Raw genomic sequence first — 14,721 nt, 5'->3', positions numbered from 1 at the left:
AAGCGTTTCAAAACGATTGATTATAAAGTAATCCTATTATAATAACCAACCAAAGAAAAACCCCTTCACAAATTTGTGAAGGGGTTTTCATTTTACCCTAATTTATAAAATATATCTTAAAATGTCTCTTAGTTGTTTAGGGTTTTATACTTTTAAGGTTATGAAAAAAATACTTTTACTTTTTGCAGCAACTACATTATTTGTTAGTTGTAACGAAACAAAGAAACAGAAAACAGAAAAAATTCCCGTAGAGCAAAATAACGGGATTGGAGATGGAGCTCCTTCCCTATCTACAGCATTTGCCGAAGGAGTTGAAAAAACACACAACAAAGAAGCTTTTTTAGAACGTAACAATGTTTCGTTTGATATTGCTTTGAATTTTAATGGCGAAGAACGTTTAAATGGAACGTTCACGATGCGAACCAATTCTACAAAAATAAAATATGAATCTGAAGACGGAAAAATCATTATTTATGATGGCAAAGACGTTTTTCTAAGCCCCAAGGATGCTGACATGAAATCTGCCCGTTTCGATATTCTTACCTGGCCTTATTTTATGGCAATGCCTTTTAAATTAACCGATCCCGGTACAATATGGAGTCCTGTAGAACAAGTATCTGAAAAAGATAATGAATATTCTAGAGCAAAGCTTACTTTTAAAAATGACATTGGCGATACAGCAGATGATTGGTACGAGGTTTATGTAGATAACAACACCAACTTACTAAGTTACGCAGCTTATATTGTTACCTTCGGAAAAAGTATTGAAAAAGCCGAAGAAGCACCACACGCCATTCTATACGCAAACTATCAAGTAATTAATGATATTGCCATTGCAAATACTTGGAAATTTTACAACTGGAATAAAGAGGAAGGACTATACGGTGATGTTATAGGCGATGCAACCTTGAGCAATGTTAAATTTATGGAATCTGTAGATTATACCGTTCCTAAAAATGCTAAAAAAGTAGAAGCTCCTAAATAAACCATATGACGAACTTACCTTGGCACCAATATCTAATGGGTGTGCTTTACATTTTGGCGGGCATCAACCACTTTAGAAAACCAAAAATGTATGAACGTATTATGCCACCTTACATTCCGGCTCATTCAACAATGGTGCTACTAAGCGGGATCGTTGAAATGATTTTTGGCTTCATGCTCTTGAACAAAAACACACAAAGTATTGCGGCTTGGGGAATTATCGCCATGCTGATTGTCTTTTTTACAGTTCACATTTATATGTTGCAAGATGAAAGAGCGGCCATGAAACTCCCTAAATGGGCACTAATACTACGCATTCCCTTGCAATTTGTATTGATCTATTGGGCTTATTTATATGTATGACACCTCTATTCCCTTCAGAAGAAAACAGCACTCCTATACAACCCAATTTACCAAATGCTGAAGTTGTTTATTATCCACATTTTTTTTCAGAAAAGAAAGCTTACACTTATTTTGAAACGCTTCTAAAAGAAACAAATTGGCAACAAGATGATATCACTGTCTTCGGAAAAACATATAAGCAACCGCGATTAACCGCCTTATATGGTGAAAATGGTAAAAGTTATTCTTATTCAGGAATTACTATGACCCCTTTACCACTAACCCCGGTATTAACTAAAATAAAAAATAAAGTCGAAGAAATTTCTAATGTAAAATTTAACGTTGTTTTATTAAACTTATATCGTGATGGGAAAGACAGCAACGGTTGGCACAGCGATGACGAAAAAGAACTAGGCGAAAACCCAGTGATTGCATCGGTAAGTTTTGGAGCAGAACGTATATTTCACTTAAAGCATAAACAAGATAAAGCTTCAAAATATAAGGTAAACCTCAAAAATGGAAGCCTTTTAGTAATGAAAGGTCAGACGCAACATTTTTGGAAACATCAAATACCGAAGACTAAAAAAAGTGTGTCTCCAAGGATTAATCTTACCTTCAGAAAAATAATGAGCAGCTAATTAAATTACCCAAAAATACCATTTAGCACTTCCGCTAAACGAATTCCGCCTTTTTGCAATTGCATTCTAAGTACATCCATATATTCGTACATATAAGGATACCATAGTTTTTCGCCAACTTCAGTACTATTATAAATATCTTCGCAAAGTGCACGACTTTCATACATCCAATCAGTTATGGAACCTTGTTGTATTTGTTTCAACTGAACTTTTGAAAGTTCTTTTTCGTTTGCAGCTAACTCTGAATAAGACATATTATAATCTTCAATCATTTTTGTGTCCCAAACCGAATGCAAATTGGTTCCTTCATTAAACCAACGTACTTGAAAATCGTTACCACCTTTATCTTTTGCTAAACCAATATGCATTGGTTGGTGCAAATCGCCCATAAAATGAACCAATAGCTTTAAGTAGAAAACCTTATCTTCTTTCGAGGCAGTTTCATCCTTAAGCACTTCAACACTTTTCTTAATTGCTTCTATAATATCACCCGCTTCATTTTTATCATGTTCTTCATAAGTAGATTCAAAAGGGAAGTTCACATAATGCAAAGGACCATATTTTCGATACTTACTGTCACTTTTAATTTCATCAGCATAAGTAGAAACCAATGCCAGTGACTCACCATTTAGTAATTTTTCAATATTACGCTTTGCTTTTTTAGTTAAATACTTTTCAGCAATTTCTCCCGTAGCACGATGACCATTACGCCCCCAGTCTTCAGCTGGACGAGCTACTAATGCAGTAAAAACAAATAAAACAAATAACAAGAAACCCTTTTTCATAGTGTGTATTTTATAATATTTCTGAAGAAATTTTAAGCAAAGATACTATTCCTTGTTTTAAGTTAATATTATAATTAGTTGGAAAATTCAAAAAAAGAATTATATTTGTTTAATATCATTTTAATATCAAATTAAATTCAACTACTATGTCAAACGAAAAAACAATCACTCCAGCTAACGGTTATCTAATGCTGTTTGTATTTTTTATTATGATTGCAGCAGGCGTTGTTGGCTTGCTTCTTACCAAGAACGCTTGGTTTATCGCCCTGTTCTTCTTGGGGTTATTAACTCTCCCAGGTTTTGTACTTGTAAACCCTAATGGCTCGAGAGTATTACTACTCTTTGGAAAGTACATAGGAACCATAAAAAAGAATGGTCTTTTTTGGGTTAACCCATTATATGCAAAGAAAAAAATATCCTTACGTGCACGCAACTTTGACAGCGAACGTTTAAAAGTGAACGATAAACTAGGAAACCCAGTTATTATTAGCACCATTTTGGTTTGGCGGGTACGCGACACACACAAATCCGCTTTCGATGTTGATAACTATGAAGAGTTTGTACGCATACAAACCGATGCTGCCGTTCGTGAATTGGCCAGCAAATACCCTTATGATAACTTTGCCGACGAAGACATGGACGCCGATATTACCTTACGCTCTAGCATGGAAGAAGTAAACGAAGCCTTGGTAAAAGGTCTTGACGAACGTCTTACCATTGCCGGTATTGAAGTATTAGAATCTAGAATTGGCTATTTAGCATACGCTAACGAAATTGCAAGTGCTATGCTTAAAAGACAACAAGCAACCGCAATTGTAGCGGCACGTCATAAAATTGTAGAAGGTGCCGTTAGCATGGTCGAAATGGCTCTTAACGAACTAAGCAAAAAACAAATTGTAGATCTTGACGATGAACGAAAAGCCGCTATGGTAAGTAATTTAATGGTAATTTTATGTGGCGATAAAGATGCTTCCCCCGTTGTTAACGCAGGATCATTAAATATGTAAATTGAATTTTACTAAAATTTTAATATGACAAAGTTACTTATACTCTTTACGTTGTTTTGGTTCGGAACCAATTTTGCTCAATACACCTATACTGCCGAAGAATTGAAAATAACCCCTTTGGTAGAAGGTACACTTTTACTTCCTGAAACTTCAGAGAAACCACCACTTGTCATTATTATTGGTGGCTCGGGACCTACTGATAGAAACGGAAACCAGAACATGATGAAGAATAATTCGCTTAAATTTTTAGCGGAAGCTTTGTACAAAAAAGGCATTGCCAGTTTCCGGTACGACAAACGGATTGTGAAAATCATGAAAATGGGTGCAATGGATGAAAAGAAAATCAAATTCGACGATTTTATTGAAGATGCCATTGCCGTTACAGAACATTTTAAAAAAGACAATCGGTTTGGCAAACTTTACATTATTGGTCACAGCCAAGGTTCATTGGTTGGGATGATTGCCGCCCAAAACCGAGCAGATGGCTTTATTTCGATTGCTGGTGCTGGGCAAGAAATAGATGATGTTATTGTAGATCAATTGGCAAAACAAGCTCCGGGTCTGGTTGACAATGCCCGAGAATCATTCGACGACCTCCGTGTAAATGGTGTCGCACAAAATTACAGCCCAGGATTGGCTTCCATCTTTAGACCCGACATTCAACCCTTTATTTATAGTTGGATGCAGTACAATCCCCAAATAGAACTCGCTAAACTAAACACCCCTGTTTTAATTGTAAATGGTGACAAAGACTTACAAGTTCAGGTAAGTGAAGCAGAAGCTTTGTATAAAGCAAAGCCACAAGCGACCTACAAAGTGATACCAAAAATGAATCATGTTTTAAAAGAAATAAATGGAAATGATCTCGAAAACAGCAAATCGTACAATCAATATAATCTTCCTATTTCCGAAGAATTGATTAACGTGATTACTCAATTTATTGAATCAAATTAATATGCCTAAAAAGAAAGCCTTCGCCTTGCGCGTTAATGAAGACATGATGAAAGCCGTTGAAAAATGGGCCGCAGATGAGTTCCGCAGCACCAATGGACAGATTGAATGGATGTTGCATGAAATGTTGAAAGATGCCAAAAGACTTCCTAAGAAGAAAGAGTGAACGATGTTTTTTAAGCAAATAATTGTATTTTGCAGTCAAACTAATTGATTCATGCAAGATAATCTTACCCAAGAAATTATTGACACAACTCCCTTTTTTACAAGTGACACCATTGTATTTGGTGTACTGATGCTAACACTAGGGTTTATTTTTTATACCTCTTCCAAAGAAACCGGTTTTTGGAGTTCCTTTTACAAAATTGTTCCAGCCTTATTCATGGCTTACTTTTTACCAGCTTTATTAACCACTTTTGGAGTTATATCTCCCGATTGGACTAGTATTTCTGAAACAGGAGAAGCTGTAGAAAACAGCTCTAACCTATATTATGTTTCTAGTCGATATCTATTACCGGCAGCACTGGTATTAATGACCTTGAGCATGGATTTAAAAGCGGTTTTTAACTTAGGTCCAAAAGCACTTATTATGTTCTTTACGGGAACCGTTGGTATTGTAATTGGTGGTCCACTTGCCGTATTATTGATAGGAACTATTTCACCCGAAACTGTCGGTGGTGCTGGTGCAGACGCCGTATGGAGAGGACTCTCTACACTTGCAGGAAGTTGGATTGGCGGTGGTGCTAACCAAACTGCCATGCTTGAAATCTATGGTTACAACCAAGAATTGTATGGAGGTATGGTATTCGTGGATATTGTGGTGGCCAACATTTGGATGGCTATCATTTTAATAGGAATTGGTAAATCTGCTCGAATTGATAAATGGCTAAAATCTGACACTTCCGCTATTGAAGCCTTAAAACAAAAAGTTTCAGATTATGCAGCAACAGTAGATAGAAATCCAACTTTAACAGATTTAATGATTCTTGGAGCCATTGCTTTTGGTACAGTTAGTTTTGCACACTTAGGGGCAGGATACTTGAGTGTATTTTTTGAAGACTTTGTAAATAGTTTCCCAAAAGGGATTACCCGTAACGTATTTACATTTTTAAGCTCTTCTTTCTTTTGGATGATCTCGATAACTACTCTTATAGGCGTTCTACTATCTTTCACTAAATTAAGAAGCTATGAAGGTGCTGGGGCAAGTAAATTTGGAAGTGTTTTTATCTATATTTTAGTTGCCAGTATTGGTATGAAAATGGACTTAACACTCATTTTTGATAATTTCGGACTCATCTTTATCGGCCTTGTTTGGATGATAATTCACGCTGGATTATTGATTTTAGTAGCTAAATTAATTAAAGCTCCTTACTTTTTCCTTGCAGTGGGTAGCCAGGCGAATGTGGGCGGAGCAGCATCTGCACCTATTGTGGCGTCAGCATTTCACCCATCATTAGCAACTGTTGGGGTATTATTGGCTGTTTTTGGGTATGCAATAGGAACAGTTGCAGCGATACTTTGTACGGTACTAATGCAATTGGCGGCGGTTTCGTAAACAAGAAACTATTTGTTTTTCTGAAATAGCGTTGTTTAAAAGTAATTGGTATTTCAAGTTTTATGTTTCTTACAAAATATGCATCTTTGCGACCTTAATATTTCAACATATAATGAGAATACTATTCATCGCTTTAGCCGCTTTATTTTTAGTTAGTTGTTCCAATTCGAATCCTGAACAGGAAATGAAACTTTCCGGAAACGTTAAGGGACTTAAAAAAGGAACGCTATTATTACAAAAAATTGAAGACTCACTATTAGTTTCAGTAGATTCTGTAGCTATTGAAGGTGATCCTAATTTTACATTTGTTGAAGAAATATCCAGCCCTGAAGTATATTACCTCTACCTACGCCTTAAAGATGGAACGCTTCGAGAAGACCGCATCCCTTTCTTTGCTGAGCCGGGCGAAATTATAATCAACACTAGCTTAAAAAAGTTTGGAGATGATTACATCATACGTGGTTCTAAAAACGAAGAAGCCCTTGATGACTACAAAAAATTAATGCAACGATTTGCAGACAGAAACTTAGATTTAATCAAGGAAGAGTTTACTGCTCAAAAAAGTGAAAATGATTCCTTATTAAAAGCGATAAAAAGAAAAAGAACAACTGCTCTTTCTAGCAAGTATTTAGCAACAGTAAACTTTGCTCTAAACCATAAAGATAAGGAAGTAGCCCCTTATTTATTATTGACTGAAATATACGATGCTAACGTTAAATATTTAGATACGGTTTACACATCTCTTATCCCACAAGTAAAAGACTCCAAATACGGAACGCTTTTGGAGTCTTATATTTCGGAACGAAAATCGATGAAGGATAGCTTATAAAGCGTTAATTTTATCAATTAACTTTCTTCCTTCAGTTTCTAGCTCTTGGTTAATACCTTTAAAGTGTTGCTTTTTATTTTCAACATCTTTTTGGTTTATCTTTACTATTAAAGCATCAAAAACAGCGATGGCTTCATCGATGATTTTTTCAGATTCTTTAGATTCTTTTTTAGGATGGGTAAGTTGCCATATATAGACAGCTTCAATAATATCACCCAAAACATAATTTATGTCCCTTTTTAAGTCGCGTACACTTGCCATTTTATAAAAATTTAATTTTGCGCAAGGTACGAACAATTACGGAATGTATGTTTCTAAAAGTGTTACAGAAGTAGATTTTATTTTAATTGAAGTAAAACTTGCTGGAATTAATATTGTTTCGCCTCTTTTTATGGTTTCGGAAGTAGTTTCGGTTTCAATTATTGCTTCTCCTTCCGTACACATATAAACCACAAAAGAATCAACTTCAGCTAAATTACGAACGAAGTTTGTAGTAATGTTCAACTTATTAGTTTCAAAATATTGAAGGCTCTTCAACTGAATTATTTTATTTTCAACATTTTGATACGCTATATTATATTCAACATCTTTATAATTAATGGCGTCCTTAGCCAAATCTGTATGCAAGTCGCGCATTTCACCATTTATATCAGGACGGTCCCAATCAAAAATTCGATAGGTAATATCTGATGTTTGTTGTATTTCAGCTAATAAAATGCCTCCTCCAATTGCGTGAATGGTACCTGGAGCAATAAAAAAAGCGTCCCCAGCCTCTACAGATTCTGAATGTAATATATCTGAAATGTTTCCTTCTGAAAGCTTTTTAAGATACAGTGTTTCATCCATTTTGGTATTAAACCCAAGTATTAAACGAGCTTTTTTTTCGGCATCGACAATGTACCAAACTTCCGTTTTTCCAAAACTGTTATGACGCTTTTTTGCCAAAACATCTCCAGGGTGCACTTGAACGGATAAATCTTCATAAGCATCAATAAATTTAAACAACAACGGGAATGTATTTCCGAACTGCTTATATACTTTTTCTCCTACCAACGCTCCTTGATATTTTGCTATCAAGCTAGGTAAAGATTGTCCTTTAAAAGGATCATTGTTTGCTATTGAGCTTCCGTTTTCTAAATCTGAAATCTCCCAGCTTTCTCCTATATATTTATTTTCAGCTCCACCTTCTTTACCCAAAAACTCAGACAGCTTAGTTCCTCCCCATACTTTTTCTTTCAGTATAGGAGCAAATTTTAACGGGTATAGTTTAGGGAGTTTGTTCATTATTTAACCGGTATAGACTACAAAGTTACGTGGTGTTTCATATAGTTTTACCGATATTTCAAACTTATTATCCAACCGCTTGCGAAGTTTATTCCATATCACAATGGCTATATTCTCTACTGTTGGGTTCAGTGATTTAAATTGCTCAACTTCAACATTTAAGTTTTTATGATCGAAAGGGTCTTCTACTTCTTCTTTTATAATTGTTTTCAGAAAATCTAAATCAATTAAATAGCCTGTTTCAGGGTCAATTTTTCCGGTTACACCTACTTCAAGCTCATAATTATGTCCATGATAGTTTGGGTTACTACATTTACCAAAAAACTCACGGTTTTTTTCATCACTCCATTCTTTTACAAATAAACGGTGTGCTGCATTAAAATGTGCTTTTCTGAAAACTGTTAAACTCATAGAGTTAAATGTTTTTGAAATTTATCAAAAATAATTTTAAACCATTCTGTATAAATAGACGGATTAGCTTTCATATCTTTCTCTACAGCTTCCATAGACATCCATTTCCATGCGGCCACTTCATCTGGATTAATATTTGGATCGTCATTATATTTCCCCACTAACATATGGTCATACTCATGTTCGGTAAGTCCATTATCAAAAGGTGCTTTGTAAATAAATGAAATGGTTTCTTTTAAATCTGTTGAAAACCCCATTTCTTCTTGTAACCTACGTTTTCCAGCATCGATGTTGTTTTCTCCATCTCTTTGGTGGCTACAGCAGGTGTTTGTCCATAATCCAGGAGAGTGATATTTATGCAAAGCCCTTTGCTGAATCATTAATTCATTTTTATCATTAAAAACGAATACCGAAAAAGCACGATGCAATAAGGCTTTTTCATGAGCTTCCATTTTGGGCATTAATCCTATTTTTTCATCCTTTTCATTTACAAGGACTACTTTCTCTTCTGTCATGCAATTTCAATTTTTTCAAAAATACGAAATAGCACCTTGTAAATAAAACCAAAATGAAAAGCGTTCAATAAAACTATTGAACGCTTTTTTAAAATACAATTTGGTTAGTTAGTTAATTTTGAATAATAAACATCGACCTTCTATTTAATTGATGTTCTTCTTCGGTACATTTTACTCCATTTGAGCACTCATTGACTAAACGATTTTCACCATATCCTTTTGCACTGAGTCTACTGCGATCAATACCTTTTTTAACAAGCCAATTAAGAGTTGATTGTGCTCGTTTTTCAGATAAAGCTTCGTTATAGCTGTCGTTACCTCTTGAATCGGTATGTGATTCTATGTGAATAATGAGTTCTGAATATTCTTGAAGCGCAGCTAATATTTTTGCCAGTTCTACCTCGGCATCTGGGCGAATGTTATATCGATCAAAATCAAAATAGATAGGTTGTAGACTAAGGCGGCAACCTAAATCATCTGGTGGGCAATCTACAAGTTTTAACGGCAATGGAACTTCAACAGTTCCAGTTTTTGTTGGTGTAGTTACTAATTTTTCATTAGGAGCATAACTTTCTTTTGTGCCGCGAACTGCATAATTACTGTCACAATCTGCAGTTAATGTATATCTGGCATCGTCACCAACTATTACACTTGTTATTTCTTTATTGTTTGAATCTAAGAGGGATACTGATGCTCCAGGCAACAATTCGCCACTATCGTCATCAGTTACTAAGCCAGTGATTGTTATTTCACATTTTTCTTTCAGTAAATATATTTCATCATCTACGCTACCACGGGCTCCATCTCTATTAGATGTTAAATACCCTCTTCTTTTTGTTTCTTTTATTATAAAACCAAAATCATCTTGATTGCTGTTGGCTGGCTCACCTAAGTTTTTTACCGCTCCAGGTTTACCTTCATCTCCTAAGGGAGCCATGTAGATATCAAACCCTCCAAGACCAGCACGGCCATCACTTGAAAAATATAGATTGTTCTCTTCACTGATAAAAGGAAAAGATTCTCTAGTCTCGGTATTTATTCCTTTACCAAGGTTTACAGGCTCTCCGTACTTGTTTTTTCCAAGTATATCTACGTACCATAAGTCTGACATACCAATTGTCCCTGGCATATCAGAAGAAAAATATAAGCGTTTTCCGTCTTTGCTTAACGTTGGGTGTGCTACTGAATATTTATCACTGTTAAAAGGAAGTTCTACCACATCCGTCCAATAAAACTCTCCGCTTTTGGTTGCTTTGTATAATTTTAAGCGAATAGTTTTATTTCTGTCTTTACCTTTTTTACCATCCAAATAATTATTTCTGGTAAAATACATTGTAGAACCGTCCTTACTAAATGTTGGGGTAGATTCATGGTATTTTGTGTTTATGTCCCCAGGAAGTGCTTGTGCATTAGAAAGGTTGCCTTCTTTATCAATATTGGCCACAAACAAATCTAAAAATGGCTGGGCATTCCATTCTGAAACCTTTCCCCCTTCTGAACTAGTTCTTGCGGTAGCATATACTATTTTATCCTCATAATAAGAAGGTCCAAAATCAGATACATTACTATTGGTAGAAACTTTCTCTAAAACAAATTCCCTTGATTCTTTCGCAATGCTATTTAAGTAATTTGGATCGCTTTCAAAATTTTTCGCAATAAGACTATTACCACCATGAGCTGCAAATCGAATCATCAATTCATCAGATTCTTTATATTTACCTAAGCTTTTTAAGGACTGGGCTGCACGATAATAATATTCAGCTTCCGTTTCATTAGGGTATTCGTTCACTAGCTTTGAGTACCATTTAGCTGCATTGTCATAATCACTGTTCCAGTAGTATGTATCTCCTAGTTTTTTAAATATCTCTGCTGATTGATATCCGTCATTTACTACTTTCAAGTATATTTCGCGGGCATCGATATAGGCAAATTTATCAAAGTCTTCATTAGCCTTTTTTATATCCTTACGCTGTGAAAAGGCGATGCCAACTGTAAAGAATACAAGCAAGAAAAGAATAGATTGGTTAAGTGTATTTTTCATAACGAGTAATTTTATTAAAAGAATCTTGGTGTCAATACACGCTCTGGTTTGTTAAACAGATCAAAGCGTAAAAACACTTCATACGATCCATCACTGTAATCTTCAATATCAGTAGTCTGATAATCATAGCCAAAGCCAATGAATATCTGGTCGCTTACCTGAAAACCTGCCATAGCACTCAATGCCGCACTCCATCTGTAAGAGGCGCCTAAGGTTAATTTATCATAAATCAAGAAGTTGGCTGATGCATCCCATTGTAAAGGGGAACCACTCACTGCTTTTATTAAGGTCGCTGGTTTAAACTTTAGGTTTTCATTTATATCAAATACATAACCAGCTATTAAAAAGTAATGCAAACGCTCTGCTGGTGCAACATCGTCATCAAAATTGAAGTTTTCTAATGTAGACTCATCAAAGTGTTTCGTTGTTAAAAAATTAGGAACGGACAAACCTGCATAAAAACGATCTGTGTTATAATATAATCCAGCTCCAATTTGAGGTTGGACCTTATTATCTATGTTATTTTCAAACAGAAAATCTGGATCAAAAATATTTAACTTATTAAAGTTAACATCTAATAGGTCTAAGCCTGCTTTAAGTCCGAAAGACAGTTCTGCTGTTTCTGAAGTATTGATGGTATACGAATAATCAATATTCACATTCGATTCTACTGCAGGCCCTATTTCATCACTTGTAATCGACAAGCCCAACCCCATATTGTCCAAAGCACCTATAGGTGAATTAACTGTAAAGGTACCTGTCTTTGGTGCGCCCTCTAGACCAACCCACTGTGAGCGGAGCAATAGCCCAAAACTCAATACATCCCGTGATCCAGCATAGGCAGGGTTTACAATCTGTGTGTTGTACATATACTGCGTGTACTGTGGATCTTGTTGGGCGTTGCTTGAAAAGCTCCCAAGTAAAATCAAAACTATAATGGCTAAATAACTGTGTTTCATCGTTACATATTTTTATACCCCCCGAAGGTTGTCCTCCGGGAGGTTTTTGACTTTCTATCTGTTTATATATAAGTACCCTGAATAACTTGCTTTACCCGGATTATCCGATGGGAAGCTAAGAATATAGAAGTACGTTCCTGTTGGTAATTCTTCGTTGGCACGTATTGTGGATCTACCGTTAGACTCTCCTTCAAAAACATTCTCCATACCGTTGGCCCCTCCATAACCGTCGGTCTCCCAAACTAGTACTCCCCATCTGTTGTATATCTTCACGTTATTCTGTGGATAATCTTGGATACCAGCTATTACAAAGTAATCATTTAAGTTGTCTCCGTTAGGAGTGATACCATTAAATATCTCAAAGTCTCCTTCTGGATCTACATTAGGCAATACTGTAACGGTAGGATCATCTGGCTCCCCATCTCCATTATTATCAATATCATCATCATTGTTAGGATCATCAGATTCATCTGTTACAACAGTACCTCCTTCGTCTTCTCCTGTCACAATAGCTTGGTTAATAACTTCACCTGCCGCTATATCTGCATCATTAATAGGATAGACTCCAGTAAATGTTGTATTATCAGTCATACCTGGATCAAGAGAAACTATTGGTCCTCCTTGGATATCTATACCTGGTAAAGGATCGTTTATAGTAATATTATAAAGAGTTACAGTTCCAGTATTTGTCACGCTGAAGATATAACTTATAGTTTCTCCTACTTGTGGAATACCGTCTCCATTTTCATCATTGAATATACCTGATTTTTCTAAGGACATAGAAGATGTCTGACACAATACAGTCACTGTTGCATCATTATCATTAATTGTCACCCCAGAATCATCCATTACAATATCACCTGCAGGTGTAGTACCTTCAGCTGCAGCTTGATTTACTACTTCTCCAGCATCAATATCAGCTTGTGTTACTGTGTATACTGCAGTAAAGGTAGTAGCATCTGTAGCTCCCGAAGCTAAACTTATTGGACCGCCACTTACTGTTACCAATGGATCGGTTACTGTTACATTGGTCAAATCTACAATACCAGTGTTTGTAACAATAAAGTCATATACAATTGTTTCACCTACCTGTGTACATCCATCTCCATTTTCATCAGAAAGGGTTCCTATTTTAACTAAAGCAATTGCTCCATTTTGACACAGCATTGTTACTGTAGGGTCGTCATCATCAATAGTTGCTCCAGAATCATCAGTTACAATACTTCCGTCTGGGGCAGTTCCTTCAGCTGTTGCTTGGTTTACCACCTGACCCGTATTGATATCCCCTTGAGTTATAGTATAATCTCCATTATATATCCAAGTCTCGGTTACATCTAATTCACCATCACCATCCGTGTCACCTGTCGGCCCGTTGATAGTTGCAATCAATGGATCCGTAACCGTTACGTTAGTAAGGCTTACGTTTCCTTCATTGGTTACACTAAATGTATAACTAATTGTCTCCCCTACATTGCTACAGCCATCTCCGTCCTCATCATTGAAGATTCCAGTTTTAACTATTGCTATATCTGCATTTTGACACAATACTGTTACTGTTGGATCATCATCGCTTATCGCAGCGCCTGAGTCATCGATTACTATTGTGCCATCAGGATCCGTACCTTCTGCCATAGCTTGGTTTACAACTTGTCCAGCATCTATATCAGCTTGTATGATAGTATAATCTCCATTATATATCCAAGTCTCGGTTACATCTAATTCACCATCACCATCCGTGTCACCTGTCGGCCCGTTGATAGTTGCAATCAATGGATCCGTAACCGTTACGTTAGTAAGGCTTACGTTTCCTTCATTGGTTACACTAAATGTATAACTAATTGTCTCCCCTACATTGCTACAGCCATCTCCGTCCTCATCATTGAAGATTCCAGTTTTAACTATTGCTATATCTGCATTTTGACACAATACTGTTACTGTTGGATCATCATCGCTTATCGTAGCGCCTGAGTCATCAGTTACTATATCACCTGATGGTGCTTCCCCTTTAGCGGTAGCTTGATTTACTACTTCACCGGCATCGATATCTGCTTGAGTAATAGCATAACTGGCAGTGTATATCCACTCTTCCGTTACATCTAACTTTCCATCACCGTCGGTGTCGCCAGTATCTGGACCCGTAAGGGTTCCTCCTAGTAATGGATCTACCACTGCAACAAATGAAAGACTAACGTTTCCTTGATTGGTTACACTGAACGTATAACTAATTGTCTCTCCTACATTGCTACAACCATCACCGTCTTCATCGTTGAGAACACCTGTTTTTACTATTGCTATCGCTGGAGTTTGACATAACTCTGTTGTTGTCGGATCATTGTCGGTTATTGTTAAACCTGATTCATCAGTCACTACCGTTCCATCTGGTGCGGTTCCTTCTGCGGTTGCTTGGTTGATTACTTCTC

16 protein-coding genes are annotated in these 14,721 nt (G+C 36.2%); 8 read left to right on the top strand and 8 right to left on the bottom strand.

Features of this window, described 5'->3' with window-relative positions; translation table 11 throughout:
- Positions 1 to 160 precede the first annotated feature (160 nt).
- From AACZ92_RS15520 to AACZ92_RS15510, 3 genes are read left to right on the top strand one after another with little or no spacing between them, the layout of a single operon-like run.
- Entirely contained in the window at positions 161 to 985 is an 825-nt protein-coding gene (locus AACZ92_RS15520; protein WP_339703263.1) for a hypothetical protein, read from the top strand.
- Between the two features lie 5 nt (positions 986 to 990).
- Positions 991 to 1,347 carry a MauE/DoxX family redox-associated membrane protein gene (locus AACZ92_RS15515; RefSeq protein ID WP_339703260.1) on the top strand — a complete coding sequence of 119 codons (357 nt, stop codon included), beginning with the start codon at positions 991 to 993 and terminating at the stop codon, positions 1,345 to 1,347.
- A complete protein-coding gene (locus AACZ92_RS15510) occupies positions 1,344 to 1,964 on the top strand; it encodes an alpha-ketoglutarate-dependent dioxygenase AlkB (RefSeq protein ID WP_339703266.1) in 621 nt (206 codons plus the stop codon). Before AACZ92_RS15515 ends, AACZ92_RS15510 begins: the two co-directional genes overlap by 4 nt.
- A 5-nt stretch (positions 1,965 to 1,969) precedes the next feature.
- Here AACZ92_RS15510 and AACZ92_RS15505 read toward each other — a convergent pair whose 3' ends face one another.
- Entirely contained in the window at positions 1,970 to 2,749 is a 780-nt protein-coding gene (locus tag AACZ92_RS15505; protein ID WP_339703257.1) for a S1/P1 nuclease, read from the bottom strand.
- Positions 2,750 to 2,895: 146 nt separating this feature from the next.
- Between AACZ92_RS15505 and AACZ92_RS15500 the strand changes: the two genes are divergently transcribed.
- The 5 genes from AACZ92_RS15500 (at position 2,896) to AACZ92_RS15480 (ending at position 7,091) form a co-directional block, all read left to right on the top strand.
- Positions 2,896 to 3,756, top strand: coding sequence for an SPFH domain-containing protein (locus AACZ92_RS15500; RefSeq protein WP_339703254.1), 861 nt, complete (start codon positions 2,896 to 2,898; stop codon positions 3,754 to 3,756).
- A 24-nt stretch (positions 3,757 to 3,780) separates the two neighbouring features.
- A complete protein-coding gene (locus AACZ92_RS15495) occupies positions 3,781 to 4,710 on the top strand; it encodes an alpha/beta hydrolase (protein ID WP_339703251.1) in 930 nt (309 codons plus the stop codon).
- 1 nt (position 4,711) lies between these two features.
- Positions 4,712 to 4,873: an Arc family DNA binding domain-containing protein gene (locus tag AACZ92_RS15490; protein WP_117160509.1), complete on the top strand. Its 162-nt coding sequence runs from the start codon at positions 4,712 to 4,714 to the stop codon at positions 4,871 to 4,873.
- A 51-nt stretch (positions 4,874 to 4,924) separates the two neighbouring features.
- The gene (locus AACZ92_RS15485; RefSeq protein ID WP_339703246.1) at positions 4,925 to 6,262 is read left to right on the top strand and encodes a DUF819 family protein; all 1,338 of its coding nucleotides are present in this window, start codon (positions 4,925 to 4,927) and stop codon (positions 6,260 to 6,262) included.
- 112 nt (positions 6,263 to 6,374) lie between these two features.
- Positions 6,375 to 7,091, top strand: a complete 717-nt coding sequence (locus AACZ92_RS15480; RefSeq protein ID WP_339703243.1) for a DUF4369 domain-containing protein — start codon at positions 6,375 to 6,377, stop codon at positions 7,089 to 7,091.
- On the opposite strand, the gene AACZ92_RS15475 is transcribed toward AACZ92_RS15480, so the two are convergent.
- From AACZ92_RS15475 to AACZ92_RS15445, 7 genes are all read right to left on the bottom strand, one after another.
- A complete protein-coding gene (locus AACZ92_RS15475) occupies positions 7,086 to 7,352 on the bottom strand; it encodes a hypothetical protein (RefSeq protein WP_339703241.1) in 267 nt (88 codons plus the stop codon). The genes AACZ92_RS15480 and AACZ92_RS15475 overlap by 6 nt on opposite strands.
- Positions 7,353 to 7,388: 36 nt before the next feature.
- A complete protein-coding gene (locus tag AACZ92_RS15470; RefSeq protein ID WP_339703238.1) occupies positions 7,389 to 8,375 on the bottom strand; it encodes a type I phosphomannose isomerase catalytic subunit in 987 nt (328 codons plus the stop codon).
- A 3-nt stretch (positions 8,376 to 8,378) separates the two neighbouring features.
- The gene (locus AACZ92_RS15465) at positions 8,379 to 8,786 is read right to left on the bottom strand and encodes a 6-carboxytetrahydropterin synthase (protein WP_339703235.1); all 408 of its coding nucleotides are present in this window, start codon (positions 8,784 to 8,786) and stop codon (positions 8,379 to 8,381) included.
- The gene (idi, locus tag AACZ92_RS15460; RefSeq protein ID WP_339703232.1) at positions 8,783 to 9,301 is read right to left on the bottom strand and encodes an isopentenyl-diphosphate Delta-isomerase; all 519 of its coding nucleotides are present in this window, start codon (positions 9,299 to 9,301) and stop codon (positions 8,783 to 8,785) included. The genes AACZ92_RS15465 and idi overlap by 4 nt, the downstream gene beginning before the upstream one ends.
- 112 nt (positions 9,302 to 9,413) lie before the next feature.
- Positions 9,414 to 11,342, bottom strand: coding sequence for an OmpA family protein (locus AACZ92_RS15455; RefSeq protein WP_339703229.1), 1,929 nt, complete (start codon positions 11,340 to 11,342; stop codon positions 9,414 to 9,416).
- A 14-nt stretch (positions 11,343 to 11,356) separates the two neighbouring features.
- Positions 11,357 to 12,301: a type IX secretion system membrane protein PorP/SprF gene (locus AACZ92_RS15450; protein WP_339703227.1), complete on the bottom strand. Its 945-nt coding sequence runs from the start codon at positions 12,299 to 12,301 to the stop codon at positions 11,357 to 11,359.
- Between the two features lie 54 nt (positions 12,302 to 12,355).
- Positions 12,356 to 14,721 (bottom strand): gliding motility-associated C-terminal domain-containing protein (locus AACZ92_RS15445; protein WP_339703224.1); only part of this gene is annotated, 2,366 nt, incomplete at its 5' end.

This window comes from uncultured Marixanthomonas sp., from assembly GCF_963974425.1.
Taxonomy (GTDB): Bacteria; Bacteroidota; Bacteroidia; order Flavobacteriales; family Flavobacteriaceae; genus Marixanthomonas.
Note: the sequence above shows the minus strand (reverse complement) of the source record. Positions and strands in the feature narration are given on the sequence as shown.

Bases quoted from the DNA above. Each gene is read 5' to 3' on its own strand.
- AACZ92_RS15470 (WP_339703238.1), bottom strand. From the start codon at position 8,375: ATGAACAAACTCCCTAAACTATACCCGTTAAAATTTGCTCCTATACTG.
- AACZ92_RS15500 (WP_339703254.1), top strand. From the start codon at position 2,896: ATGTCAAACGAAAAAACAATCACTCCAGCTAACGGTTATCTAATGCTG.
- AACZ92_RS15455 (WP_339703229.1), bottom strand. From the start codon at position 11,342: ATGAAAAATACACTTAACCAATCTATTCTTTTCTTGCTTGTATTCTTT.
- AACZ92_RS15505 (WP_339703257.1), bottom strand. From the start codon at position 2,749: ATGAAAAAGGGTTTCTTGTTATTTGTTTTATTTGTTTTTACTGCATTA.
- AACZ92_RS15495 (WP_339703251.1), top strand. From the start codon at position 3,781: ATGACAAAGTTACTTATACTCTTTACGTTGTTTTGGTTCGGAACCAAT.
- AACZ92_RS15510 (WP_339703266.1), top strand. From the start codon at position 1,344: ATGACACCTCTATTCCCTTCAGAAGAAAACAGCACTCCTATACAACCC.
- AACZ92_RS15450 (WP_339703227.1), bottom strand. From the start codon at position 12,301: ATGAAACACAGTTATTTAGCCATTATAGTTTTGATTTTACTTGGGAGC.
- AACZ92_RS15520 (WP_339703263.1), top strand. From the start codon at position 161: ATGAAAAAAATACTTTTACTTTTTGCAGCAACTACATTATTTGTTAGT.
- AACZ92_RS15490 (WP_117160509.1), top strand. From the start codon at position 4,712: ATGCCTAAAAAGAAAGCCTTCGCCTTGCGCGTTAATGAAGACATGATG.
- AACZ92_RS15465 (WP_339703235.1), bottom strand. From the start codon at position 8,786: ATGAGTTTAACAGTTTTCAGAAAAGCACATTTTAATGCAGCACACCGT.
- AACZ92_RS15480 (WP_339703243.1), top strand. From the start codon at position 6,375: ATGAGAATACTATTCATCGCTTTAGCCGCTTTATTTTTAGTTAGTTGT.
- AACZ92_RS15485 (WP_339703246.1), top strand. From the start codon at position 4,925: ATGCAAGATAATCTTACCCAAGAAATTATTGACACAACTCCCTTTTTT.
- AACZ92_RS15515 (WP_339703260.1), top strand. From the start codon at position 991: ATGACGAACTTACCTTGGCACCAATATCTAATGGGTGTGCTTTACATT.
- idi (WP_339703232.1), bottom strand. From the start codon at position 9,301: ATGACAGAAGAGAAAGTAGTCCTTGTAAATGAAAAGGATGAAAAAATA.
- AACZ92_RS15475 (WP_339703241.1), bottom strand. From the start codon at position 7,352: ATGGCAAGTGTACGCGACTTAAAAAGGGACATAAATTATGTTTTGGGT.